20 protein-coding genes are annotated in these 25,060 nt (G+C 63.8%); 9 read left to right on the plus strand and 11 right to left on the minus strand.

The genetic code is table 11. From position 1 onward, the window contains the following. The first annotated feature begins 3 nt into the window (after positions 1-3). The 4 genes from QA645_RS31470 (at position 4) to QA645_RS31485 (ending at position 5,224) form a co-directional block, all read left to right on the plus strand. Entirely contained in the window at positions 4-1,329 is a 1,326-nt protein-coding gene (locus QA645_RS31470; protein ID WP_283045172.1) for an extracellular solute-binding protein, read from the plus strand. Next, positions 1,326-2,264, plus strand: coding sequence for a sugar ABC transporter permease (locus QA645_RS31475; RefSeq protein ID WP_283045173.1), 939 nt, complete (start codon positions 1,326-1,328; stop codon positions 2,262-2,264). Before QA645_RS31470 ends, QA645_RS31475 begins: the two co-directional genes overlap by 4 nt. Beyond that, positions 2,261-3,085 (plus strand): carbohydrate ABC transporter permease, encoded by an 825-nt coding sequence (locus QA645_RS31480; protein ID WP_254129836.1) that lies wholly within the window; start codon positions 2,261-2,263, stop codon positions 3,083-3,085. Before QA645_RS31475 ends, QA645_RS31480 begins: the two co-directional genes overlap by 4 nt. 171 nt (positions 3,086-3,256) lie before the next feature. Beyond that, entirely contained in the window at positions 3,257-5,224 is a 1,968-nt protein-coding gene (locus QA645_RS31485; RefSeq protein WP_283045174.1) for a S9 family peptidase, read from the plus strand. A 32-nt stretch (positions 5,225-5,256) separates the two neighbouring features. On the opposite strand, the gene QA645_RS31490 is transcribed toward QA645_RS31485, so the two are convergent. The 3 genes from QA645_RS31490 to QA645_RS31500 form a co-directional block, all read right to left on the minus strand. Then, a complete protein-coding gene (locus tag QA645_RS31490) occupies positions 5,257-6,921 on the minus strand; it encodes a regulator (protein WP_283045175.1) in 1,665 nt (554 codons plus the stop codon). Between the two features lie 10 nt (positions 6,922-6,931). After that, on the minus strand, positions 6,932-7,630 hold the full coding sequence (locus QA645_RS31495) for an isochorismatase family cysteine hydrolase (RefSeq protein WP_283045176.1): 699 nt from the start codon (positions 7,628-7,630) through the stop codon (positions 6,932-6,934). A gap of 204 nt (positions 7,631-7,834) precedes the next feature. Beyond that, positions 7,835-8,791 (minus strand): hypothetical protein, encoded by a 957-nt coding sequence (locus QA645_RS31500; protein WP_283045177.1) that lies wholly within the window; start codon positions 8,789-8,791, stop codon positions 7,835-7,837. Positions 8,792-8,956: 165 nt separating this feature from the next. Between QA645_RS31500 and QA645_RS31505 the strand changes: the two genes are divergently transcribed. Next, positions 8,957-12,433, plus strand: a complete 3,477-nt coding sequence (locus QA645_RS31505; RefSeq protein WP_283045178.1) for an indolepyruvate ferredoxin oxidoreductase family protein — start codon at positions 8,957-8,959, stop codon at positions 12,431-12,433. 161 nt (positions 12,434-12,594) lie between these two features. Here the strand turns inward: QA645_RS31505 and QA645_RS31510 are convergent, their stop codons facing one another. From QA645_RS31510 to QA645_RS31525, 4 genes are all read right to left on the minus strand, one after another. Next, positions 12,595-14,325, minus strand: a complete 1,731-nt coding sequence (locus tag QA645_RS31510; RefSeq protein ID WP_283045179.1) for an FAD-dependent oxidoreductase — start codon at positions 14,323-14,325, stop codon at positions 12,595-12,597. Positions 14,326-14,383: 58 nt separating this feature from the next. Next, positions 14,384-15,403 (minus strand): trypsin-like peptidase domain-containing protein, encoded by a 1,020-nt coding sequence (locus QA645_RS31515; protein ID WP_283045180.1) that lies wholly within the window; start codon positions 15,401-15,403, stop codon positions 14,384-14,386. Between the two features lie 105 nt (positions 15,404-15,508). Beyond that, entirely contained in the window at positions 15,509-15,958 is a 450-nt protein-coding gene (locus QA645_RS31520) for a hypothetical protein (protein WP_283045181.1), read from the minus strand. Positions 15,959-15,965: 7 nt separating this feature from the next. Continuing rightward, the gene (locus QA645_RS31525; RefSeq protein ID WP_283045182.1) at positions 15,966-17,567 is read right to left on the minus strand and encodes a GMC family oxidoreductase; all 1,602 of its coding nucleotides are present in this window, start codon (positions 17,565-17,567) and stop codon (positions 15,966-15,968) included. A 197-nt stretch (positions 17,568-17,764) separates the two neighbouring features. Here QA645_RS31525 and QA645_RS31530 point away from each other — a divergent pair, with 197 nt between their 5' ends. Beyond that, the gene (locus tag QA645_RS31530; RefSeq protein ID WP_254192523.1) at positions 17,765-18,553 is read left to right on the plus strand and encodes a thermonuclease family protein; all 789 of its coding nucleotides are present in this window, start codon (positions 17,765-17,767) and stop codon (positions 18,551-18,553) included. A gap of 218 nt (positions 18,554-18,771) precedes the next feature. Here QA645_RS31530 and cyoD read toward each other — a convergent pair whose 3' ends face one another. From cyoD to QA645_RS31550, 4 genes are read right to left on the minus strand one after another with little or no spacing between them, the layout of a single operon-like run. After that, a complete protein-coding gene (gene cyoD, locus QA645_RS31535; RefSeq protein ID WP_283045183.1) occupies positions 18,772-19,161 on the minus strand; it encodes a cytochrome o ubiquinol oxidase subunit IV in 390 nt (129 codons plus the stop codon). Further along, on the minus strand, positions 19,158-19,799 hold the full coding sequence (locus QA645_RS31540; RefSeq protein WP_283045184.1) for a cytochrome (ubi)quinol oxidase subunit III: 642 nt from the start codon (positions 19,797-19,799) through the stop codon (positions 19,158-19,160). Before QA645_RS31540 ends, cyoD begins: the two co-directional genes overlap by 4 nt. After that, the gene (cyoB, locus tag QA645_RS31545; RefSeq protein ID WP_283045185.1) at positions 19,799-21,799 is read right to left on the minus strand and encodes a cytochrome o ubiquinol oxidase subunit I; all 2,001 of its coding nucleotides are present in this window, start codon (positions 21,797-21,799) and stop codon (positions 19,799-19,801) included. The genes QA645_RS31540 and cyoB overlap by 1 nt, the downstream gene beginning before the upstream one ends. Then, positions 21,789-22,622: a cytochrome ubiquinol oxidase subunit II gene (locus QA645_RS31550; RefSeq protein ID WP_283045186.1), complete on the minus strand. Its 834-nt coding sequence runs from the start codon at positions 22,620-22,622 to the stop codon at positions 21,789-21,791. The genes cyoB and QA645_RS31550 overlap by 11 nt, the downstream gene beginning before the upstream one ends. Before the next feature lie 232 nt (positions 22,623-22,854). Here QA645_RS31550 and QA645_RS31555 point away from each other — a divergent pair, with 232 nt between their 5' ends. From QA645_RS31555 to QA645_RS31565, 3 genes are read left to right on the plus strand one after another with little or no spacing between them, the layout of a single operon-like run. Next, positions 22,855-23,667 carry an SDR family oxidoreductase gene (locus QA645_RS31555; RefSeq protein ID WP_283045187.1) on the plus strand — a complete coding sequence of 271 codons (813 nt, stop codon included), beginning with the start codon at positions 22,855-22,857 and terminating at the stop codon, positions 23,665-23,667. A gap of 13 nt (positions 23,668-23,680) precedes the next feature. After that, positions 23,681-24,235 carry a carboxymuconolactone decarboxylase family protein gene (locus QA645_RS31560; protein WP_283045188.1) on the plus strand — a complete coding sequence of 185 codons (555 nt, stop codon included), beginning with the start codon at positions 23,681-23,683 and terminating at the stop codon, positions 24,233-24,235. 1 nt (position 24,236) lies between these two features. Next, positions 24,237-25,037, plus strand: a complete 801-nt coding sequence (locus QA645_RS31565; protein ID WP_283045189.1) for an SDR family NAD(P)-dependent oxidoreductase — start codon at positions 24,237-24,239, stop codon at positions 25,035-25,037. Positions 25,038-25,060: the final 23 nt, after the last annotated feature.

The raw sequence follows: 25,060 nt of genomic DNA on the forward strand, positions 1-25,060 counted from the left end.
AAAGTGGCTGACCACAAAATCTCGCGCCGTACGCTTTTGACCGGCACTGCCGCAGCTGGCGCGCTCAGCCTGACGGGATTGCCGGCGCGCGCTGAGGTGAACTGGAAGAAATATGCCGGGACCAAGCTGGAGGTGATCCTCGCCAAGGGACCGCGCGGCGATAACTTGCAAAAATACGTAAAGGAATTCACCGAGCTCACCGGTATCCAGGTCGAGTCCGAGCAGATTCCCGAGCAGCAGCAGCGCCAGAAATGCGTCATCGAGCTCACCTCGGGCCGGCCGAGCTTCGACGTGGTTCATATCAGCTATCACGTGCAGAAGCGGCAGTTCGAAAAAGCCGGCTGGCTTGCCGACATGACGCCCTTCATGAAGGATCCGACGCTGACCGCGCCCGACCTTGTCGAGAGCGATTTCTCGGCCGCGGGCCTGAAATACGCCAAGAACGACAAGGGCCAGATGCTGTCGCTGCCCTGGTCGGTCGACTATTTCATCCTCTACTACAACAAGGAGCTCTTCCAGAAGAAGGGCGTTGCCGTGCCCAAGACCCTCGACGAGATGGTCGCGGCCGCGGAGAAGCTCACCGACCCCAAGGAAGGCACCTTCGGCTTCGTCGGCCGCGGCTTGCGCAACGCCAACATGACGTTGTGGACCAACTTCTTCCTCGACTATGGCGGCGAATTCCTCGATGCGAAGGGCAATATCCTGACGGACGGTCCTGAAGCAATCGCGGCGACCAAGCTCTATCAGACGCTGCTGACGAAAGTCGCCCCGCCCGGCGTCGCCGGCTTCAACTGGATGGAGTCGATGGCTTCGTTCACGCAAGGACGTTCGGCGATGTGGATCGACGGGGTCGGCTGGGCGCCGCCGCTGGAAGATCCGGCGGCCTCGCGCGTCGTCGGCAAGGTCGGCTACACCGTGGTGCCCGCCGGACCGAAAGGCCAATATTCGGCCACCTATGGCGACGGCATCGGCATTGCCGCGGCGAGCAAGAACAAGGAAGCCGCCTATCTGCTCTGCCAGTGGATCGTTTCGAAGAAACAAGGCGCGCGGCTGTTGCAGGCTGGTGGCGGCGTACCGTTCCGCAATTCGATCCTGAACGATGCGGAGGTCCAGAGCGGCGTCAAGATGCCGAAGGAATGGCTGCAGTCGGTGATCGATTCCGGCAAGATCAGCAAGCTCGGCCTGCCCGTCGTGATCCCGGTCGCTGAATTCCGCGACATCGTCGGCGCGGCGCTGACGGCGACCCTGTCGGGTGCCGATCCCGCGACTGAATTGAAGAAGGCCAACGATCAGTACCGGCCGATCCTGGAGCGTAGCGAAAAGGCGTGAGTGCGTTGACACAATCGGCTCCGGTCGCGGCACAGTCTGATGCCGCGCCGGAGAAGGAATTGCGGCCCCCGTCCTACTGGCCGTTCGTGGTGCCGGCGCTTGTCGTCGTGCTCGCCATCATCATCTTCCCGTGGGTCTTCACCATCTGGATGAGCCTGAACGAGTGGAAGGTCGGCTCGTCGACCACCTTCGTCGGGTTCTCCAACTATCTACGGCTGACCAGCGATCCCCGCTTCATCGAGGCGATCGGACATACGCTGGTCTACACCGTGCTGTCCGTCCTGTTGCCGCTCGTGTTCGGCACGTTCTCGGCCGTGGTGTTTCACCAGAAATTCGCCGGCCGCGGTTTCCTGCGCGGCATCTTCATCATGCCGATGATGGCGACGCCGGTGGCGATCGCGCTGGTCTGGACCATGATGTTCCACCCGCAGCTCGGCGTGCTGAACTATTTGCTGTCGCTGGTCGGAATCCCTCCGCAGCTCTGGGTGTTTCACCCGGGAACGGTGATCCCTTCGCTGGTGCTGGTCGAAACCTGGCAATGGACGCCGCTCGTCATGCTGATCGTGCTTGGCGGCCTCGCCGCGATCCCGACCGAACCCTATGAGAGCGCGCAGATCGACGGCGCGAATATGTGGCAGGTGTTCCGATTCATCACCCTGCCGCTGATCATGCCTTTCCTGTTCATCGCCGGCATGATCCGCATGATCGACGCGGTAAAGAGCTTCGACATCATCTTCGCGATCACGCAGGGCGGACCAGGCTCGGCGTCGGAGACGATCAACATCTATCTCTATAGCGTCGCCTTCACCTATTACGACCTCGGCTACGGCTCGGCGATCGCGGTCGTGTTCTTCCTGTTGATTGTCCTGCTTGCGGCGGTGATGCTCTATGCCCGCCAGCGCATGCTGTGGACTGAGATCGCGAGCGACGCATGACCCCGAAGCAAATCATCGGCAAGATCAGCCTGTGGTTCGCGGTGCTCGTCATCGTGTCCCCGGCGATCCTGTTTTTCCTCTGGATGCTGTCGCTCTCGCTCAAATTCGAGGTCGATAACGCCGCCTACCCGCCGGTCTTCATCCCCGAGCATTTCGCATGGAAGAACTATGCCGACGTGGTCGCCTCCAACCGCTTCGTGACCTATTTCTTCAACAGCTTGATCGTGACCGGGAGCGCGACGGCGCTCGCGCTGATCGTCGGCGTCCCCGCCGGCTACGGCATCGCCCGCATGGCCGCGCATAAATCCGCGATCGTGATCCTGATCGCCCGCATCACGCCCGGCCTGTCCTACCTCATCCCGCTGTTCCTGCTGTTCCAGTGGCTGGGACTGCTCGGCACGCTGGTGCCGCAGATCATCATCCATCTCGTGGTGACGGTACCGATCGTGATCTGGATCATGATCGGCTATTTCGAAACGACGCCGCTGGAGCTGGAGGAAGCCGCCCTCATCGACGGTGCAGGCCGCTGGCAGGTGTTCCGCCACGTCGCGCTGCCGATCGCCAAGCCCGGCATCGCGGTCGCCTTCATCCTCGCGGTGATCTTCTCCTGGAACAATTTTGTCTTCGGCATCGTGCTGGCCGGGCGCGAGACCCGCACGCTGCCGGTCGCCGTCTACAACATGATCTCGTTCGACCAGCTGAGCTGGGGCCCGCTGGCGGCCGCAGCGCTGATCGTCACCCTCCCGGTGCTGCTGCTGACGGTGTTCGCCCAGCGGCAGATCGTCGCCGGTCTCACGGCGGGTGCGGTCAAGGGCGGGTAGTCACGCTGTTTTCAATTCGCGTGGGAGGCGCTCTTCGTGCCTCCCACCTCAACGTGCGCCCGAACTCTACTTGGGGTTGACGCGAGGGTTTCCCGCACATACGCTACAAATCGTAGCATTAACAACGTGACCAAAAGCGCGCCTGCATACGAAAAGCCAGCGAGACGCCAAATGTCAGCTCGTCCCCTGATCCCGCGTCGCAAGCTTTTCGACAATCCGACCTTTTTCGGGGCGAAGTTGTCACCGGATGGCCAGCTTCTGTCCTGGCTCGCACCTGTCGACGGCGTTTTGAACATTTGGCTGGCTCCCGTCGACGATGTGGCGGCGGGACACCCCGTCACGCGCACCAGAGGTCGGCCGATCACCTGGCAGGACTGGAGCCCGGACGGGCGCTCCATCATGTTTCTCAACGATGAGAACGGGGACGAGAACCTGCACTTCTTCGTCGTCGATCCGCACAATCCTGAGATCCGCGATCTCACTCCCTACGACAATGTTCGCGCGGTTCCAATTTGCTGGTCGCACGTCGTCCCCGACAAGATCGCGATCAATCTCAACGATCGCGATCCACGATGGCACGATGTCTACCAGCTCGACCTCGCAACCGGCGAGCGCACGCTGCTCTGGGAGAACAGGCAGGAGTTCGAATTCGTCGGGGTCGACTGGCAACTGAGGCCGCGCCACGCCCGCGGCAACGCAGCCGACGGAGGCGCGCGGATGTGGCGTCTCGATGACGGCAAGACCACGCATTGGCGTGACGTTCCGTACGAGGCCTATATCAGCACGCGCGTCTGGATGTTCGATGACGCGTGCAAGTCGCTGCACATGACCACCAGCATGTCGCAGGACAAGGCGGCGCTGGTGCGGATCGACTGGTCGACCGGCGAGGAGACGGTCCTGTTCGAGAGCGAACGCGCCGACGTGATCGGTGCCATCTTCAACGGCCGGACTTTTGCGCCGGAAGCGGCTTGCGTCGATCCCGGCCGTCAGGAATGGACCGCGCTCGGCCCCGCGGTCGCAACCGAGCTCGAGCTGATCAAGGCGCGGCTTCCCGGTCAAACTTTCCATGTCGAGAGCCAGAGCGACGACGCGCGCCGATGGATCGTGGCAAGCTTTGCCGCGGAGCAACCCGTCACCTATCACCTGCTCGACCGGGACAATCAGACCTTGACCGAGCTGTTCACGGCCCGGCCGGAGCTGAAACCGTACCGCCTGGCGCCGATGCACACGGTGCAAGGCAAGTCGCGCGACGGCCTCACCCTCGTCTCATACCTGACGTTGCCGGCGGATATCGACGGCGATCGCCCGCCGCGGCCGTTGCCGATGGTCCTGGTCGTTCATGGCGGCCCGTGGTTCCGCGACATCTATGGCTATAGTTCCTATCATCAGTTGCTTGCCGATCGGGGCTACGCCGTCTTATCCGTGAACTATCGCGGCTCGACCGGCTTCGGGAAGGCCTTCGTGGCCGCGAGCGAGAAGGAGCATGCGCGCAAGATGCATGACGACCTGATCGACATGGTCGAGTGGGCGATCGCGGAGAAGATTGCGCAGAGTGACAAGGTCGCGATTTTCGGGCAGTCCTATGGGGGCCTGGCGTCTTTCGTCGGCGCCACATTCACGCCGGACACCTTCTGCTGCTCCGTTCCAGTTGTCGGCATTTCCAACCTGCAAACACTGCTGGAATCGATGCCACCCTACTGGGCGGGTTTTGCGGAGTTCATGTATCGCAGCTATGGCGACCCCCGAACGGAGGAAGGCCGCAAGCTGCTCGCCGAGCGGTCGCCGATCAACAAGGTCGACAACATCAAGAAGCCGATGCTGATCTTCCATGGCTTCAACGACGTCAGGTGCAAAGTAGCCGAGAGTGACACCATCGCAGCCGCGATGCAGTCCAGGGGCATTCCGGTGACCTACGTCGTCTATCCGGACGAGGGTCATGGATTCCAGAAGCCGGCCAATCGGCTGTCCTATATCGCGATCGCCGAGGCGTTTTTTGCCCGGCATCTCGGCGGCGCCTGCGAGCCCATCGGAACTGACTTCGACGGATCAAGCCACGAGGTTCGCGCCGGCGCAGACATTTTGGCCGATCTGGGCGTGGCCAGAGAGACCAGTCAGAAAGAAAATGGCCGGGCGACCTGACGAAGCCCGGCCAGCATCCATGCCGAACAGTCCTATTCCGCCGGTGCAGCGTGCATCTCCGGATGCGGCGCATAGTGCTCGCTGCCACGCCGACTGAGCGCGTAGAGACCTGCTGCTATCACGGCATAGGCGAACGCCACCGCGGGCGTGACGCCAAAGCCGCCGCCGATGCCGACGGCTTCGCCGTGCATGAAGCCGAAATAGGTCAGCACGGCACCGACGAGCGCGAAGGCCGAGGCCTTCTCGAAGTCGCGCTCGATGATGAAGACACCGACTGCGCCGAGGATGAGGCCCGCGAGGATAGAGCCGCCACCCATCACTTCAAGCCCGTGATAGATCACACCCTGTTGCGGCAACGCCGCGATGGCCGCCGCCTTGACCGCATCGGCCTTGTCAGCCGCCATACCGCCGACGGTTGCTGCCGCATTCATGGTCGAGCCGAGCATGGTGTCGATCTGCAGCTTGGCCCAGGCGGCGAGATGCGGCGTGAAGGCGAGCGCCACGGCGGGCGCGTGCTTCGACGGCGTGGTCTGGAATGCCTGCGCAGTCATCAGCATGCCGATATAGAGCAGGATCGGCGAGATCGCGACGACAGGCACCAGCGCCAGCAGGACCGAGATGACGCCGAACCAGGACAACACCACCACCATGATGCCGGTCGCGGCCGAATAGCCGATCCGGCCGCCCATCGCCTTCCAGCCGGGATGACCGATATAGACGGCGTTGATGAAGGGATTGCCCATCAGGCAGCCGATCAGGCTAACGACGCCGTCGGCGGTCAGCACCCGCGTGGTCGGATATTCATCGCCGGCGGCTTCCGCGCTCTCGACGTTATCCATGGCCTCGACGAGGTCATAGATGCCGAACGGAATGGCGGTGACGAGGATGACGCCGAGAAATTCGAAGCCAGAGAACACGTAGCCCGCCGCCGGGATCGGCACCGAGAAGCCGAAATTGGCGAAGGCATCCCCGACGCCCTTGATGCTCAATCCGCCAAGGCCGAGACCGAACAGGTTCGAGCCCCAGGCGATGATCATGCCGACCACAATCGCGACCAGACCGGCCGGGATACTCTTCGGATATTTCACGCCGCCGAACCAGCTCACCAGAATGATGGCGAAGCAGACCAGGCCGATCTGCGGCGTCACGTACATCTCGAGCGCAGGGCGCATCGCGATGAAGGTCAGCGAGACACCTGCAAGCGTGCCGAGCAGTGCAGCGCGCGGTGTAATCTTGCGGATAAACGGTGCGATGAAGCCGCCGATCATCAGAATGAAGCTCTGGAAGAACACCCAGACCAGGCCGGCCGACCATCCCTTTAGGGGATCCCCGGTCTTGAGCGTCACCGGCAGCATGATCACGAAGGTCACGATGAACATATGCGGCACGCTGACGCCCGAGGGCAGTGCGCAGACATCGGTGCGGCCGGTCTTCTGCGCTAGGCGATAAGCGAGGAACGCATAGTAGAAGGTGGAAAGGCACATCATCAGCCCCAGCGCGGGCAGGATGCGGCCGAACACGAGTGAGTCAGGCATCTTCAACACGAAGCGCAAGAGGCCCGTGAGCACCAGCATGTTGACGAGGATGTTGGTGCCGAAGCCGAAAAACGCGTTCCAGTCGCCCGATGTCCAAAGTGCCGGCTTGAACTCGGACGTATCGCTCTCAGATTTGCCGGCCGTCCCCGTCAATGTGCTCATGATGCTACCCCTATGTGGTCGAAGCCTTCATCGCCTCCAGTACTGCGGCTGAGTCCGCGACCCAGCCGAAGATGCCGCCCTGGGCCTTGATCATCTTCAGGCCCATCTCGTGAAACTCGGGGAAGTAGGATGCGCAGCCATCCGAGATGACGACGCAGCGATAGCCGCGGTCATTGGCTTCGCGCACGGTGGTGTTGACGCACACTTCGGTGGTGACGCCGCACACCAGAAGATTCTCGATGCCGTATTTCTCCAGCACGTCGGTCAGCTCGGTGGCGTAGAACGCGCCCTTGCCCGGCTTGTCGATCACGACCTCGCTGTCGAGCGGATAAAGCTCCGGGATGATGTCGTGGCCGGCTTCACCGCGAATGAGAATGCGGCCCATCGGACCGGGATCGCCGATGCGCAAGGACGGCGCGCCACGCTCGACTTTCGCCGGCGGCGCATCGGAGAGATCAGGCAGATGTCCCTCGCGGGTGTGGACGACGAGCATGCCGGTGTCGCGCGCGGCCTTCAGCAGCGCGCCGATCGGCTTCACCGCGCGCGCAAGCTGGCTGACGTCATTGCCGAGCGTCTCGCCGAAGCCGCCAGGCTCCATGAAGTCGCGCTGCATGTCGATGATGACGAGCGCGGTCGACGACCAGTCGAGCTTGATCGGCTCGGGCTCGGCGCTGATGACGCCCAGTGTCGACTTGGTTGAGTTCAACATGACGCAGGCCCCCGCGAGAACTCTCTTTGCGAGGAGTTCTGCAAGCGCCGTGCCATTGTGTACAATAGCAATTGGCCGCGCAGCATGGAGAAATTCGCTGCGCTATCAGACTGTTATCGGAAGAGATCGCGTCTGCTTATTCGCTGTGCGACGGCTTTGCGGCGTGCATTTGCTCAAAGGATGAGCGGCCGTGAAGCTCGCTTGTCAGCGGCCAGTATCTCCATACAGCCGCCTATACTCCTCCTCATACGGCGCATAGGAATCCTTCAGGGTCGCCATGTTGAGCAACATGGTCGCGACCATCGCACCCGCTTTGTCGAACACACGCGTCTTGATCCAGGCACTCTCGGTGCGGCGGCTGCCGGACAGCGCAACGACCTCGCGCTCGACGTCGTACGCCTCGTCAACGAACAGTGGCCCCTTCACCAGCCGGATCTCCTGGTCCGCGAACAGGCCGACGGCCGGCCCCTTGGCCGGCAGCGGATCGTCCTTGGAGCGGTACTGAAAGAGCACGCTCAACATCTCCACCGGGATGATCGCCTTCCCCCATGGATTGTCGGAGCCTGAATAGTACGGCGAGTTCTCGGTGATGACTGCGAGCTTCTGCCGCAGCGAGAACGGATAGAGGTCGCCCATGTTCTGGTCGAACGCCATCCGCACCGACTGCCGCTTGCTCGTCTGCGCCACCTTCACGTCGCGCAGGATCACGGGATCGGCGAGCGGCTTGAGCTCGGTCAGGCGCGTCTCCAGCGCGGTCGCTGCGCGGGGTTCGCCGACCGACGCCGAGCCACGCAGCACTTCGGTGCCATCGCGCTTGACCATCTGGATCTGGCACTGGCTCGTTCCAGGCAGAGGTTTTGAGAGGATCGCCTGCACATCCTCACCTTCGAAGCAGGCATTGCGATAATGCGCGGAGAGACAGCCGCTCTCGAACCACGCCTGTCCCCACAGCCGGGCACCGAGCGGCGCGAACTGGCTGAAATGCGTCGGCCCCTCGATGGTCCCGCCTTTGAAGCCGAGCTTCTGCGCGGTGGCATCGTCGTGGATGGAGGCATGCGCGTCGTAAACCTGCGCATGCAGCATCTGCCGCGGCTGGCGCCATGGCCCGATCAGGGCCTCGGCGGTGTCGGTGATCTCGGTGTCGAATGCGCTTGCAGTCATGGTGTCCTCCGGTCGAAGCCATGACTAGCAGGAGCGCCACGGATGCGGCTAGCCGTATTGACTTCGGCCACCCATGCTCTTGACTGCAAAGACCCGCTTCGCAAGCCGCAACTTTTTCCGCGGCGCAAAATCCCCGCCTAACCAAGAAAAACAAGGACTTTCGAAATGACGCTGATGCAGGTCGAGCTGGACGACAAATACCGGCTCGAATCGAAGCGGATCTTCCTGTCCGGCACCCAGGCCCTGGTCCGTTTGCCCATGCTGCAGCGCGAGCGCGACCGGCTCCAGGGGCTCAACACCGGCGGCTTCATCTCCGGCTATCGCGGTTCCCCGCTCGGCATGTACGACCACGCGCTGTGGCGCGCGAAGTCGCACCTCCAGCAGCACGACATCGCCTTCGTGCCCGGTCTGAACGAGGACCTTGCGGCGACTGCCGTCTGGGGCAGCCAGCAGGTCGGCCTGTTTCCCGGCGCCAAGGTCGATGGCGTATTCGGCATCTGGTACGGCAAGGGCCCCGGCGTCGATCGCTCCGTCGACGCGCTCAAGCACGCCAATGCGGCCGGTACCTCGCTCAATGGCGGCGTGCTTGCGCTCGCCGGCGACGACCACGGCTGCCAGTCCTCGACGCTGGCGCATCAGAGCGAGCAGGTGTTCGCGGCGGCCCTGATCCCCGTGATCAATCCGGCAACGCTGCAGGATTATCTCGACCTCGGCCTCTATGGCTTCGCCTTGTCGCGCTTCTCCGGCTGCTGGGTCGGCTTCAAGGCGATCAGCGAGACCGTGGAGAGCTCGGCCTCCATCTACAGCGATCCCGAACGCATCCAGATCAAGCTGCCCGATGATTTCGAGATGCCGCCCGGCGGCCTCAACATTCGCTGGCCCGATCCGCCGCTGGACGCGGAGCGCCGGCTGTTCGGCCCCAAGATGGCCGCGGTGCAGGCCTTTGCCCGCGCCAACCAGCTCGACCGCATCGTGCTCGATTCCAAGCCCGCGCGGCTCGGCATTGTCGCGACCGGCAAGGCCTATCTCGATCTGCGTCAGGCGCTGGCCGACTTAGGGATCACCGACAAGGACGCGCAGGATCTCGGACTTCGCATCTACAAGGTCGCGCTGACCTGGCCGCTGGAGGAAAGCGGCGCCAAGCGCTTTGCCGAAGGCCTCCAGGACGTGCTGGTGGTCGAGGAGAAGCGCGGCTTCATCGAAGACCAGCTCATGCGCATCCTCTACAACATCGATGCGTCCCGCCGCCCGACCGTCACCGGGAAACGCGACGAGAGCGGCGCGCCGCTGCTGCCGAGCGAGGGCGAGCTGACACCGACCATCGTTGCCGGCGCGCTGGTGGCGCGCTTGCGCAAGCTCGGCCATCACAGCCCGGTGCTGGAGCAGCGCCTCGCCCGGTTAGAGGCCTTCGACAATCCCGTCACCACGACGTCGCAGATCAAGCTCGCGCGCACGCCGTTCTTCTGCTCGGGCTGCCCGCACAATTCCTCGACGCGCGTGCCGGAAGGAAGCCGCGCCATGGCCGGCATCGGCTGTCACGGCATGGCCCTGAGCATGCCGACCCGCCGCACCGACCTGATCTCGCATATGGGCGCCGAGGGCGTGAACTGGATCGGCCAGTCGCCCTTCACCACCGAGAAGCACATCTTCCAGAACCTCGGCGACGGTACCTACACGCATTCCGGGCTTCTCGCGCTTCGTGCGGCATCGGCCGCCGGCATCAACATCACCTACAAGATCCTCTACAACGACGCCGTCGCGATGACCGGCGGCCAGCCGGCCGAGGGCGCTTTTAACGTCGCGCAGATCGCGCACCAGGTCTGGGCCGAGGGCGTGAAGCGGCTTGCGATCGTCTCGGACGATCCGACCAAGTATCCCGACGGCAACTACTTTCCGCAAGGCGCGACCATCCATCACCGCCGCGAGCTCGATGCCGTGCAGCGCGAGTTGCGCGACATCAAGGGTCTGACGGTCGTGATCTACGACCAGACCTGCGCCGCGGAAAAGCGCCGCCGCCGCAAGCGCGGTCTCTATCCCGATCCCGCCAAGCGCGCTTTCATCAACGAGCTCGTTTGCGAAGGCTGCGGCGATTGCTCGCAGGCCTCCAACTGCGTCTCGGTGCAGCCGCTGGAAACCGAGTTCGGCCGCAAGCGCCAGATCGACCAGTCGAACTGCAACAAGGATTATTCTTGCGTCGAGGGCTTTTGCCCGAGCTTCGTCACCGTGCATGGCGGTTCGCTGAAGCGCATGAAGACCTCGGCGGTGGATTCCGGCCAGTTGTTCGCCGATCTGCCGCTGCCGCCGGCGCGTGAGCTGGAAGGCCCCTACAACATCCTCGTCACCGGCATCGGCGGCACCGGCGTCATCACCATCGGCGCCCTGCTCGGCATGGCCGCTCATGTCGACGGCCGCGGCTGCTCGGCGCTGGACTTCACCGGCCTGTCGCAGAAGAACGGCGCCGTGATGAGCCATGTGCGCATCGCGCCAAAGCCTGAAGATATTTCCGCGGTGCGCATCACCACCGGCGGCGCCGACGTCATCCTCGGCTGCGACATGATCGTCTCGGCCGGCCCGACCGCGCTCAGCCGCGCCGAACGCGGGGTGACCAAGGCCTATATCAACGCCGATCTGCAGCCGACCGCCAGCTTCGTGCAAAACCCCGATATCGATTTCGAGATGGGCACGATGCAGACCGTGCTGCGCGATGCCGTCGGCGACAAGAACCTCGACATCATCGACGCGACAGGCATTGCCGCGGCGCTGATGGGCGACAGCATCGCAACCAATCCTTTCATGCTTGGCTTCGCTTTCCAGAAAGGCGCAATCCCGCTGTCGCTGGAGGCCCTGCTGCGCGCCATCGAGATCAATGGCGCGGCAATCGAGATGAACAAGCTCGCCTTCACCTGGGGGCGGCTGGCCGCCCACGACATGTCGCGGGTGCGCAGCGTGCTGCAGTTCAAGAACCGGGCGTCCGCAACGACCAAGTCGCTCGACGACATCATCGCGACGCGCGCCGAATTCCTGACCGGCTATCAGGACAAGGCCTATGCCGACCGCTATCTCGCAGCCGTGGCCAAGGTGCGCAAGGCGGAGAACGCCGCCTCGCCCGCGTCCACAGAGCTGACCGAGGCCGTGGCAAAGAACCTGTTCAAGCTGATGTCCTACAAGGACGAATACGAAGTCGCGCGGCTCTACACCGACGGCAGCTTTGCCAAAAAGGTGTCTGAGAAATTCGACGGCGATTTCACGCTGAAGTACCACCTCGCACCGCCGATCTTCGCCAAGCGCGACAAGACGACGGGACGGCTTCAGAAGCAGGAATTCGGCGGCTGGATGCTCCACGCCTTCCGCGTGCTGGCAAAGCTCAAGTTTCTGCGCGGCGGCGCGCTCGACCCGTTCGGCCGCACCGAGGAACGCCGGACCGAGCGGAAGCTGGTCGCGGACTATCTGGCGATGATTGACCAACGGGTGGCTGGGCTGAAGGCGGAGCAGATCCCGCTGCTGGCGCGGCTCGCACGCGTGCCGGAGAGCATCCGCGGCTTTGGCCACGTCAAGGAGGCCAACATCAAGCTGGCGGCAGCCGAGAAGGCGAGGCTGGAGGCGGAGCTAGAGAACAGCCGGTTTGCTGCGGCGGCGGAGTAGGAGCAGGCTGGCAACACACTCTCGGTGTCATCGCCCGTCTTGTGCGCACTTGCGCACTGAGGCGGGCGATCCAGTACTCCGCGAGACGGTTGTGGTTGAGCCGATAGGCCCCAGCGTACTGGATGCCCCGCCTTCGCGGGGCATGACAGCGGTGGAGATGGTTAGAGTGACGTCGTGGCTGCGCTTGGCGTCACCACCATCTCCGCCCTCTCCGCCAGATGCCGCCCCGCGATGTAGCCGAACGTCAGCGCCGGCCCCAGCGTGATTCCCGGGCCCGGATAATTGCCGTTCATGATCGAGCCCATGTCGTTGCCGCAGGCGTAAAGGCCAGCGATCGGCGTACCGTCCTCGCGCAACACCCGCGCCTGGGCGTCCACCTTCATACCGATGGCAGTACCGAGATCGGCCGGGTAGATGCGCATCGCGAAGAACGGCGCGCGGACAATCGGCGCGACGCAAGGGTTGGGCTTGTGGTCGTTATCGCCGAGGTGCCGCTGATAGATGGTGCTGCCACGCCCGAATTCGGGATCGCGGCCCTCCTTCGCATCGGAATTGTAGCTCGCAACCGTCGCGCCGAGCACAGACGACTTGATGCCGATCGTCGCCGCGAGCTGCGCGATATCGGGCGCCTCGATCAACTCGCCGCTCGCCACGTAGCGCCGCACGCTGCGCACAAAGGGCTTGATGCGACCAAGGCCATAGCTCCACAGGAACTGACAGTCGCAAATCAGATAGAACGGCCGATCCGGCTCGCCCTGGCCATCGCGCAGCATGGCAAGCACGAACTCGTGGTAGGACAGCGCCTCATTGACGAAACGCCGGCCCGCAGCATTCACGGCGATCACACCCGGCTTGGCACGGTCGGTCACCGTATGCGGAAACACGCCGCGGCTGCCGTCGGCGCGCCGGAATAGCGAGGCCGGCACCCAATAGGCCGGGCTCGTTGCGTCCGTGTTGAGCGCGGCGCCGCTAGCGATCGCAAGGCGAAGCCCATCGCCCGTGCCTGCCGTGTTGGTGGCCGAGACGAAGCCGGCCGCCACGGGGAAAAGACGTTTGCGCAAAATCGCATCGTGCGAGAAGCCGCCGGTCGCGAGCACAACGCCGCGGCGCGCAGCAATCGAACGGTCGCGTGAGCCATGGCGGATGACCACGCCGCCGACGCGATCGCCCTGCATCGACAAATCCTCGACATCCGTGCTGAAGAGGATGTCGACCTGCCGCGCCAGGAGCGAGGCATAAAGCCGCGCAGCAAGCGCATTGCCGAGATGCAATGTCGTGCCGCGGGGCCAGCGCAGCCGCTGCAGCGCGTACTCCGAAACCAGCCGCGCCGCACGCAAGGTCGAACGCAGCGATTTTCCGATCCGGCGCAGATGCGGGATGTCCAGGCGGTTCACCATCATTCCGCCGAACAGCGTGAATTCCGGCAGCGGGGCGCGCAGCCGCGCGAACTGCGCACCCAGCCGGGTGCCATCGAACGCAACCGGCTCCAGCACGCGCCCGCCCGGCGTCGCACCGAGCCGCTCCGGATAATAATCCGGATAGGCTTTCACCGGCTGCAGACGCACGTCCGTGTTGGCTTCGAGATAGGCCACCGCCTCGGGCCCCCGCGCGAGGAAAGCTGCGCGCAGGCCCGCATTCGCGGGCTCAGGCACGGTGCTCGACAGATACTGGACGGCATCCGTAATGCTATCGGACAGCCCCGCGTCCTTCATCTTTGGATTGGCCGGGATCCAGACCATGCCGCCGGACCACGCGGTCGTGCCGCCGACAAAGGCGGTCTTCTCGATCACCAGCACGCGCAGACCTTCGGCGGCAGCAACCGCCGCAGCCGTCATGCCGCCGGCACCAGCGCCGATGACAACGACGTCGTAGGTCTCATGCGCCGGCATCATGCCGCAAAGGTCCGAAAGCGAGGCATGACACCGTCATACCCCGCCCGCGGGCTCGCAGCTAGCGCTGCGGCTTCCGCTCGGTCGGATCGATATCGAACGCCCTCATTTGGCCACGCCGCAGCACGTCCATGGCGAGCCGCCGGCCGATCCGGTCGCGGTCGAGCACGCGGATCAGATCGTCGACGCCGTTGATGTCGACGCCATCGAGCCTGATCACGACGTCGCCGGGGAGCAGTCCCGCCTTCGCCGCTGGGCCGTCCTGCTCGATCTGCATCAACAGTGCGCCCATCTTGTTCTCGACGCCGGCCAGCACCGCATGCCGTCGCGGCACCGGCGCGGTCTGTCCGGCGACGCCGATAAAGGCGCGGCGGACATAGCCGTGGCGGATGATCTCCGACAGCACAAATTGCGCAGTATTGCTGGCGACCGCGAAGCAGATGCCTTGCGCGCCATTGATGATGGCGGTGTTGATTCCGATCACCTCCGCATTCGACGACACCAGCGGTCCGCCGGAATTGCCGGGATTGAGCGCGGCATCGGTCTGGATCACATCCTCGATGGTACGCCCGCTCACCGAACGGATCGAGCGTCCGAGCGCCGAGACGACGCCGGCGGTGACAGTCGATTCAAAACCGAGCGGATTGCCGATCGCGATCACCAGCTGGCCGCGACGCAACGTCTTCGAATTGCCAAGCGCGGCATAGGGCAAGTCACGCACGCCGTTGGCGCGCAGCAGTGCCAGATCCGTATCAGGATCGACGCCGAGCACCCGGGCATCGCCGACATGGCCCTCGACATCGCGCAGCCGGATCTCCTTGGAAGAGCCGACCACATGGCTATTCGTGAGCACGAGCCCATCCGGCGAGATCACGATGCCGGAGCCGAGCCCGCCGCGCTCGCGACCGCTCGGCGTTTTTGGCCCCGTCTCGACCCGCACGACCGCAGGACCGACGCGGTCGGTCACATCGATCACGGCATTGGAATAGGCGTCCAGCAGCGCCCGGTCATCGACCGGAGCGGCCGCCGTCGTTTGCGATGACGCAGCGTCATCGACGATATCTGAGGTAAAATCCAGCATGGCAAAAGTCCTTGAGGCTCACACAGATGGTGGCCTGTTCCGTGCCGCGCAAGTGACCCGCCCGGGGCGCAAGGCTGGACTGCCAGTGCTTGACTACCCAGGTGGCTAGGGCGCCCGCCGCAGCGTGCCGGCCCTCGCCTTGACCGGATCGAGCAGCGACCAGTCGCCATCCGGCAGCACATAGCCTTTGGGGAATGGCGCGCGCAGCTCGAGCCCGAGCGAACGCAACACGCGGTCATCGCGATAGTAGCATTGCAGGACCACGCGAACGAGCGTCGCTGCAGCCGCGCCACCGTCTTTGCGAAACTCCTGCGCCACCGCATCGCGCTTCGCGGCATCGAGCTCTGCGAGCTGACCTCCTGCCAGCCGTGCCAGATGGTCCAGCGCCGCTATCACCAATCTGGTGTCGCGGCCGAGCGTTGCCAGGATGTCGGCCTGGATCGCGCCGTCGTCGGCGCCCGGCACCTTGTACTCGTCGCTTGCGGGCACGATCATGCCGGCGATGGCGCGGAGGTCGTCGCGCTGGGCGCGCGTGAGTTGAGTGTCTGCGGACATGACGGCCTCAGTCGAACAAGTTTGCAAGGCGCTGCTTCATCTGATCGGCGATGTAGAGCGCGAGGGCCTGGATGGTGGAGGTCGGATTCACGCCGCCCGAGGTGACGAAGATGCTGCCGTCGACGATGAAGAGGTTCTTCACGTCGTGGGTGCGGCCCCATTCGTTGACGACGGAGCGCTTGGGATCCGTGCCCATCCGCGCGGTGCCAAGCAGATGCCAGCCGCCCCACGGGATCGGCGAATTGACGCAGATGTCGGTCGCCCCCGCCATTTCCAGGATCTCCCGGCCGCGGGCGAGCGCATGATCCATCATCTTCTGGCTGTTCTCAGAGATCGTGTAGTTGATCTTCGGCGCGGGTATGCCGTGGCTGTCCTTCAGCACGGGATCGAGCGTAACCTGGTTGTGCTCCTCCGGCAGGTCCTCGCAGATCGCGGAGAAACCGAGCCGATGGCCGTTGAGCTTGCGGAAGACGCGGTGATGATCCGCGCCCCAGGGCAGAATGCCCTTTTGCTCACTGACGACGGCCTCGAACACCGGCCCTGCCCCGCGCACGAACTGGACGCCATAGCCGCGGACAAAGCCGCGAGAGAGATCCGTGTCGTACCATTCCTTGCTCCACAGGCAGGTCGGTGGCGCGCGGTTCGAATCGGTCGGCTCCTTCACGTAGCCGTAGATCTGCGCATAGGGGTGGAACATCAAATTCTTGCCGACGAGACCTGACGAATTGGCAAGCCCGTTCGGGAAGCGATCGGATTTCGAGTTCAGCAGCAGCCGCGGCGTGCCGACGCCGTTGCAGGCGATGATGACGACATGCGCCGGCTGGAACTGCTCGACACCGTCCTTGTCGTAATAGACCACGCCCGAGGCCATGCCGTTCTCGTCGGTCGTGATCTCGCGCACCCGGCAATGGGTGCGCAGCTCGACACCGGCGCGGACCGCCTGCGGCCAATAGGTGATGTCGGTCGAGGATTTTGCGCCTTGCGCGCAGGCCGGCGTGCAATGGCCGAGATTGATGCAGCGGGCGCGGCCCTCATAATCGGTGGTCGCGACCGTCGTATCCGATGGCCACCAGTGCCAGCCGAGCTTGTTCATGGCCTTGCCGATGATCGCGCCGGACAATCCGAGCGGCTGCTGCGGCATCGGCGGATGCGTCAGCGGCGACAGCGGATCGCCCGATAGACCGGACGTGCCCATGATCCGGTCGTTCTCTTCGAAGAACGGGGTCAGCGCGTCGTAGTCGATCGGCCAGTCGTCGGCGACGCCGTCCAGCGTCTTCACCTTGAAATCGGAGGGATGCAGCCGCGGCCAGTGCGCGGTGTACATCACGGTCGAGCCGCCGACCGCATTGTAGTTGACGACCTTGATCGGCGAATTGTCGTCGTTGATCGGGTAGTCCTCGGGCCGGCCGCGGACATTGGGGCTCGACGACCACTCGCCGTAGAACTTGGCCTCCCAGTCGCGGCCCGTGCTGGGATATTCCGCCGGGTTCATCCAGCCGCCCTGCTCGAGGCAGAGAATGTGCATCTTGGTCTCGGCCAGCGACCACGCCACCGCGGCGCCCGAAGCGCCGGCGCCGATGATCAGGACGTCCACGGGGTCTTTCGTCAAAATGTCTTCCTCCAGCCCTCGCCGCTTCCCGGGCGATTCGGCCATCACGGCTCGCAAGGCCGACAAACGATAGGGGCAGACCGGCCGGCGAGTAAAGGCTGGCGGGCGAATGTCGCACTTCGCACAGCGCAGACCATTGGTATCGTCCTATCCGGATGCTAGGAACGAGGGGCACGCGCAATCGATAGCGAGAAATTATGTCCGTCGAGAATTCATTTGCCGCCACCCGCGCCTTCGCGCTTGTCTTGTTTCTCGCTCTGTCCGGATTTCTGGGGACCTCCAGCCCCGCCAGCGCGCTGACCGCGGCCGCGACGGTCCGGGACGCCAATTCGATCCAGCTCGGCGACGTCACCTACCGGCTCGACGGCGTCGACGCGCCCGAGCTGGACCAGGTCTGCATCGACGACCACGCCGATCCCTGGACCTGTGGCATCGAGGCTCGCGACCAGCTCACCAAGCTGATCGGCGGAAAGTCCGTGCGTTGCGACGATGTCGGTCCCGAGAAGAATTTTGGCAAGCGCCACCGGGCGATCTGCACGGTCGAGGGCGACAAGGTCTCGTTGAACGAGCAACTGGTCAAACTGGGCTTTGCCATCGCGCGCGAGCCCCTCAAGGCCAACGTCAAACCGGCGGCGGCCGAAGCCAAGACGGCCTCGGCCGGGATCTGGAAGGGCTGCTTTGTTGCACCGCAAGAATTCCGCACCGGGAAGAAGGACGGTGCCCTGCTCGGCGCCGCCTGCCGCGCCGACCGTGACAAGGAGATTCGCGCGGTGCTGTTTCCGGATGAGCTGACGGCGCCGCCGAGCTGCGCCATCAAGGGCAAGCTTGCGGTGCGCGCGCGCGTCACCGGCAATATCGGCATCTACCATCTGCGGGGCTGCCCGAGCTACGCCGCGACCACCAGGCCGGACCGCTGGTTCTGCTCGGAGGACGACGCGCAGGCCTCGGGCTTCCGCAAGGCCTATAACTGCCGCCGGCCAAAGTGAACTTTTGGTTCACGCAGCCGTGAGTGGTAGTCCGAGACAGTATTGATCCGGGATTGAACTCAAAGGGGAGTTGCTACACCTATATGTGTACGCAAGCGCTTTGCGCGAGCGTTTCCTTGGCGGCAATCCGGCTTCGGTCCGATTGCTTTGCTCGGGCGTTTCCTCCCTAGACTTGGGCCGCTTGTCACAAACAAGCGGCTCTTCTTTTTTGCGCGGCGCTAGCTGTGCATCCGGATGAACTGATCCATCGGCGGCATGTTCTGGTTGAGATGGGACATGATCCAGACGGTTCCGCCCACCACCAGGAAGACGACCAGCAATCCGAAGGCCAGCGCCAGCACGTTGTTGGTGTTATCCGGGCCCGTGGTGATGTGCAGGAAAAACACGAGGTGCACGCCCATCTGCGCGATCGCGAGCACGATCAGCGCAACCGGGATCGACGGCTGCCAGACCAGATCGGTGCCGGCGATGAAGAACGAGGTCGCCGTGAGCAGCAACGCGAGGACGAGACCGACGACATAGCCGATGATGCGCTCGCCGACGCTGTGTTGTTCTTCATCGCCGGGGGCGATGTCGTGCTCGGCATGCATGTGCGCCTGATCGCTCATACGCCACTCCCAAGCAAATAGACGACGGAAAAGACGCCGACCCAGATGATGTCGAGCGCATGCCAGAATAGCGCAAAGCACATCATGCGGCGCAGGACGTCGGCGCGAAAGCCCTTGGCGAAGACCTGGGCCATCATGGTGAGCAGCCACAGCACGCCGGCCGACACATGCAGGCCGTGACACCCGACCAGCGAGAAGAACGCAGTCAGGAAGGCGCTGCGTGACGGGCCATAGCCGCGGGCGACGAGGTCCGCGAATTCCTTGAACTCAATGGCCAGAAAGATCAGCCCGAGCACACAGGTCACGGCCATGCCGAGATAGAACCAGAACCGGTTGCGAACGTCGGCCGCGATACTGGCCATGCCGCAGGTAAAGCTCGACAGCAGCAGACAGACCGTCTCGATCGCAACGTTGCGCTGCTCAAAGATCTCCGAGCCCTTGGGGCCGTCGGCGGTCTGGCTGACCAGCACCGCATAAGCCGCAAAGAAGCAGGAGAACATCACGATGTCGGAGAGCAGAAACACCCAGAATCCGTAAGCGGTGACGATCCGCTTCGACGCGGGCCCGGGATGCTCGACAACGACGCCGATGTGGTGGGGATCCGCGTGCGCGTGGCCGACGGTTGCGGTCATCGCCATCAGATCGCTCCCGCCATGCTGACGAGACTGCGCCGTTCCTCAAGATTGATGCGGTCGATCGCGGCGACCTCCGCGGCCGGAATGACGTATTCGTCGTGGTCACGCCAGGCGAACACGACGAAGGTCGCGAACGCACCGATGCCGCCCAAAATCACCATCCACCAGATGTGCCAGATCAGCGCGAAGCCCATGATGGTGGCGAAGAACGCACAGACGAAGCCGGTCGGCGAGTTCCTGGGCATCTCGATGTCGTGATACTCAGGCACGTCGTGTTCGAGCGATTGCTGCTGGGCCGCGATCTTCATGTCCCAATAGGCATCCTCGCCACGAACGTCCGGATGAAAGGCGAAATTGAACACCGGCGGCGGCGATGAGGTCGCCCATTCCAGCGAGCGCCCGTCCCAGGGATCGCCGGTGCGATCGCGCAAGGCCTCGCGATTCCTGATGCTGACCACGAGCTGCATGATCTGGCAGATGACGCCGATCGACAGCACGGCCATGCCGACGGCCGCGACGATCATCCAGGGCTGCCACTCCGCGACATCATAGTGCTGCATGCGCCGCGTCATGCCGAGCATGCCGGCCACATAGAGCGGCACGAAGGTGATGTAGAAGCCCGTGAAGGTGAACCAGAACGCCAGCTTGCCCCAACGCTCGTCGAGGCGAAACCCGAAGGCCTTCGGAAACCAGTATTCGAAGCCGGCGAACGCGCCGAACAGCACACCGCCGATGATGACGTTGTGGAAGTGCGCGACCAGGAACATGCTGTTGTGGAGCATGAAGTCGGCTGGCGGTACTGCGACCAGCACGCCGGTCAAGCCGCCGATGATGAAGGTGACCATGAAACCGACCGCCCACAGCATCGGCGTCGCAAAGCGGATGCGGCCGCCATACATCGTGAACAGCCAGTTATAGATCTTCACCCCCGTCGGCACCGCGATGATCATGCTGGCGATGCCGAAGATGGCGTTGACGTCGGGGCCGGCGCCCATCGTGAAGAAATGATGCAGCCAGACCATGAAGGAAATGACGCAGATCGCCATGGTCGCGAGCACCATCGAGCGATAGCCGAACAGCGCCTTGCCGGAAAAGGTCGAGACCACTTCGGAGAAGATGCCGAAAGCCGGCAGGACGAGGATGTAGACCTCCGGATGGCCCCAGGCCCAGATCAGATTCATGAACATCATGACGTTGCCGCCGGCTTCATTGGTGAAGAAGTGGAAGCCGAGGTAACGATCAAGCAGCAGCATCGCCAGCGTCGCGGTGAGGATCGGGAACGCCGCCACGATCAGCAGGTTCGAGGCCAGCGTGGTCCAGCAGAACATCGGCATGCGCAGATAGTTCATGCCCTTGGTGCGCAGCTTCAGCACCGTCGTCACCAGGTTGATGCCGGCGACCAGCGTGCCGACGCCGGAGATTTGCAGAGACCACGCGTAGTAGTCAACGCCGACGCCGGGCGAATAGGACAGCTCGGACAGTGGCGGGAAGGCGAGCCAGCCGGTGCGCGCGAACTCGCCGATCACGAGCGACAGATTGACCAGCAGAGCGCCGGTTGCGGTCAGCCAGAAGCCAACCGAGTTCAGCGTCGGGAAAGCGACGTCACGCACGCCGAGCTGCAGCGGCACGACCAGGTTCATCAGCCCGATTACAAACGGCATCGCCACGAAGAAGATCATGATGGTGCCGTGCGCCGAAAAGATCTGGTTGTAGTGCTCCGGCGGAAGGTAGCCCTGCGACTGGTAGGCGATCGCCTGCTGGATCCGCATCATGATGGCGTCGCTGCCGCCGCGCAGCAGCATCACCGAGGCCAGCAGGATGTACATGACGCCGATCCGCTTGTGGTCGACGCTGGTGATCCATTCGTGCCAGAGATAGGGCAGATAGCCCTTCACCACGACCCAGATCAGGACCGCGAGAATTCCCACCAGCACCACGCCGCCCGCGATCAGCGGAATCGGCTGATCGAACGGGATAGCCGACCAGTCGAGCTTACCGAGCATCGTGGCCTCCACTGTGGGGACGGCCGGCATCGGAGACGAGCTCGGGCCCCGGCCCCGGCGGAATGTGCTGGGTTGCGATCAGGTCGAACAGGCGCGGGTCCTCGAGCCGATAGATCGGCCTGCCCCTCTCGACGCCCTGCTGCATCAGCTTCTTGTAGCTGTCCTCGTTCAGCACGGCGTCGCTCTTCGCCGTGGACGTGACCCAATCCGGAAATGACAGCGGCGAGATCACGTTGACGTCGAACATCATCTCCGGAAAGCCGTCGCCGGAGAAATGCGCCCCCAGGCCCTGGAGCTTACCCTCATTGTCAGCACGCAGGTTCAGCCGCGTCACCATGCCGTTCATGGTGTAGATCATGCTTCCGAGTTGCGGGATGAAGAACACGTTCATCACGCTCGACGACGTCAGCTGGAAGTTCAGCTCGGCGCCGGCCGGCACCGTCAGTGTGTTGACGGTGGCGATGCGCTGGTCGGGATAGATGAAGAGCCATTTCCAGTCGAGCGAGACGACCTGGATGCGCACCGGACTGCCCGTGCCGGGCACCGGCGCTGCGGGATCGAGCTTATGCGAGCCGATCCAGGCGACGCCGCCGAGCAGGATCACGGTCAGCGCGGGGATCGCCCACACCACCATCTCGACGCGTCCGGAATAGACGAAGTCGGGCTGAAAGCGCGCCTTCGGATTGGACGCGCGAAACCAGAACGCAAAAGCCAGGATCGCGAAAATGGTTGGCACCACGATCGCGAGCATGATGACGACGGAATCGACCAGGATGGTGCTGTTGGCGGCAGCCACCGGCCCTTGTGGATCGAGCAGATTCATCGGCAAGCCACTGGCGATTGGGAGACCCCGAGGGGAAGCTAACGCGAAAAACTCCCCCGCCGCAAACGCAGTTGCGTGAAGAGGGTTCCGCACCGTCGTCGCTCAATCGCGGCTCATCTCGCCCGGCGGCATGCAATTCCGTGCGATGTCAATGACATCGGCGCGGGACGGCCGGCCTTCTCACCTCTGCGGTCCATTGCTAGTTTGCACGAAAATATCGGGATGAAACGACATGCAGGGCCCTGAGGACGATGCCGGCCTCGCCGGCAAGGTGGCGCTGATCAGTGGCGGCGGGGCCGCTGGCGACGGCATCGGCAACGGCCGCGCTGCAGCAATTCTGCTCGCCCGCGCCGGTGCAAAAGTGCTGGTGGCCGATCGCGACCTCAAGCTCGCCGAGCGCTCCGTCGAGATGATCACGGCGGAAGGCGGTACGGCCGCGGCCCATGGCGGCGACGTCACCAGCGAAGCCGATTGCAAGGCGCTGGTCGAAGCCGCGCTCGACCGCTGGGGCCGGCTCGATTTCCTCGACAACAATGTCGGCATCGGCAGCCGCGGCAGCGTCGTCGACGAGGCGCCCGAGCAATACCGCCGCGTCATGCAGGTCAATGTCGAAACCATGTTCCTGCTCTCGAAGCACGCGATCCCCGCCATGATCAAGACCGCCAAGGGCGGCGCGATCGTCAATATCTCCTCGATCTCGGCGCTGCGCCCGCGCGGGCTCACGACCTACACCACTTCGAAGGCTGCCATCATCGGGCTGACGCGCGCCATGGCGGTCGATCACGGCCGCGACAACATCCGCGTCAACTGCATCTGCCCCGGACCGATGTACACGCCGATGGTCTATGCCCGCGGCATGAGCGAGCAGGCTCGCGCCAACCGCGCCAGGGCTTCGCTGCTCAAGACCGAAGGCACCGGCTGGGACGTCGGCCATGCCGTCAAATTCCTGCTCAGCAATTTCGCGCGCTACATCACCGGCCAGGTGCTGGTGGTCGACGGCGGCGTGACGTTGCAAGCGCCCGAACGCGAGTCACAAGAACACTAGAGGAAACACGGAAATGGCCCGCCTGCCCTATCTCGAAGCCGACCAGGTCGCGCCCGAATATCGCGACATGCTCAAGCGCAATACCAATCTGCACAAGCTCTTGGTCAACTCGCCGGAGATGGCGCGCGCCTTCAACGGCGTCGGCGGCTACATCCGCTTCAAGAGCAAGCTCGACCCGCGGCTGCGGGAGCTTGCGATCCTGCAGGTCGGCTGGATGGAGAAATCGGAATACGAATTCACCCATCACGTGAAGATCGGCAAGGAGTTCGGCGTCACCGACGAGGACATCGCCGGCCTGATGGCGGAGACCGAGGGCAAACCGTCGAAGCTGGAGCCCTTGGCGAAGGCGATCCTGAAAGGCGCCCGCGAGATGGTGCGCGAGCTCGCAATGTCGGATGCGACCTTCGCCGAGATCAAGACACATCTCTCAGACGAGCACATGGTCGACCTCGTGCTCACCATCGCCTTCTATTGCGGCGTGGTGCGCGTACTCGCCACCATGAAGATCGACAACGAGCCTTATTACAAAGAGGTACTCCAGCAGTACCCGATCCCGGGAGTGAAGTGACATGCGCCTGAAGGACAAGGTTGCGATCATCGTCGGCGCCGGCCAGAGCCCCGGCGAAGGCATGGGCAACGGCCGCGCCACCGCGCTGACCTTCGCACGTGAGGGCGCGAAGGTGCTGTGCGTCGACCATCACCTGGAGTCTGCGCAGGAGACGGTCGACCTGATTGCGGCGAAGCAAGGCATCGCGGCCGCCTTCAAGGCCGACGTGACCAAGTCCGCCGACATCAAGGCGATGGTCGCCGACGCCAAATCGCGTTGGGGCCGGATCGACGTGCTGCACAACAATGTCGGCGTCAGCCTGTCCGGCGGCGATGCCGAGCTGCTTCAGATCACGGAGGAAGCATTCGACCGCGTCGTCGCCATCAATCTGAAGAGCTGCATCCTCGCGGCCAAGGAGGTGATCCCGATCATGCGCGCGCAGAACGGCGGCGCCATCATCAACATCTCCTCGATGGCCGCGATCACCACCTATCCCTATGTCGCCTACAAGGCGACGAAATCGGCGATGATCGCTTTCACCGAGCAGCTCGCCTATCAGAACGCCGAATACGGCATCCGCGCCAACGTCATCCTGCCCGGCCTGATGAACACGCCGATGGCCGTCGACACCCGCGCCCGCGAATGGCACAAGACGCGCGCCGAAGTCGAAGCCGAACGCGACAGCAAGGTGCCGCTGCGCAAGAAGATGGGCACGGGCTGGGACGTCGCCAACGCCGCGCTGTTTTTGGCGTCGGATGAAGCGAATTTCATTACGGGCGTGACGCTGCCGGTGGATGGCGGGGCAAGCGTGCGGCGGGGGTAGCGACGCGAGCACGATGCCCACTT

The organism is Bradyrhizobium sp. CIAT3101 (assembly GCF_029714945.1).
GTDB lineage: Bacteria > Pseudomonadota > Alphaproteobacteria > Rhizobiales > Xanthobacteraceae > Bradyrhizobium.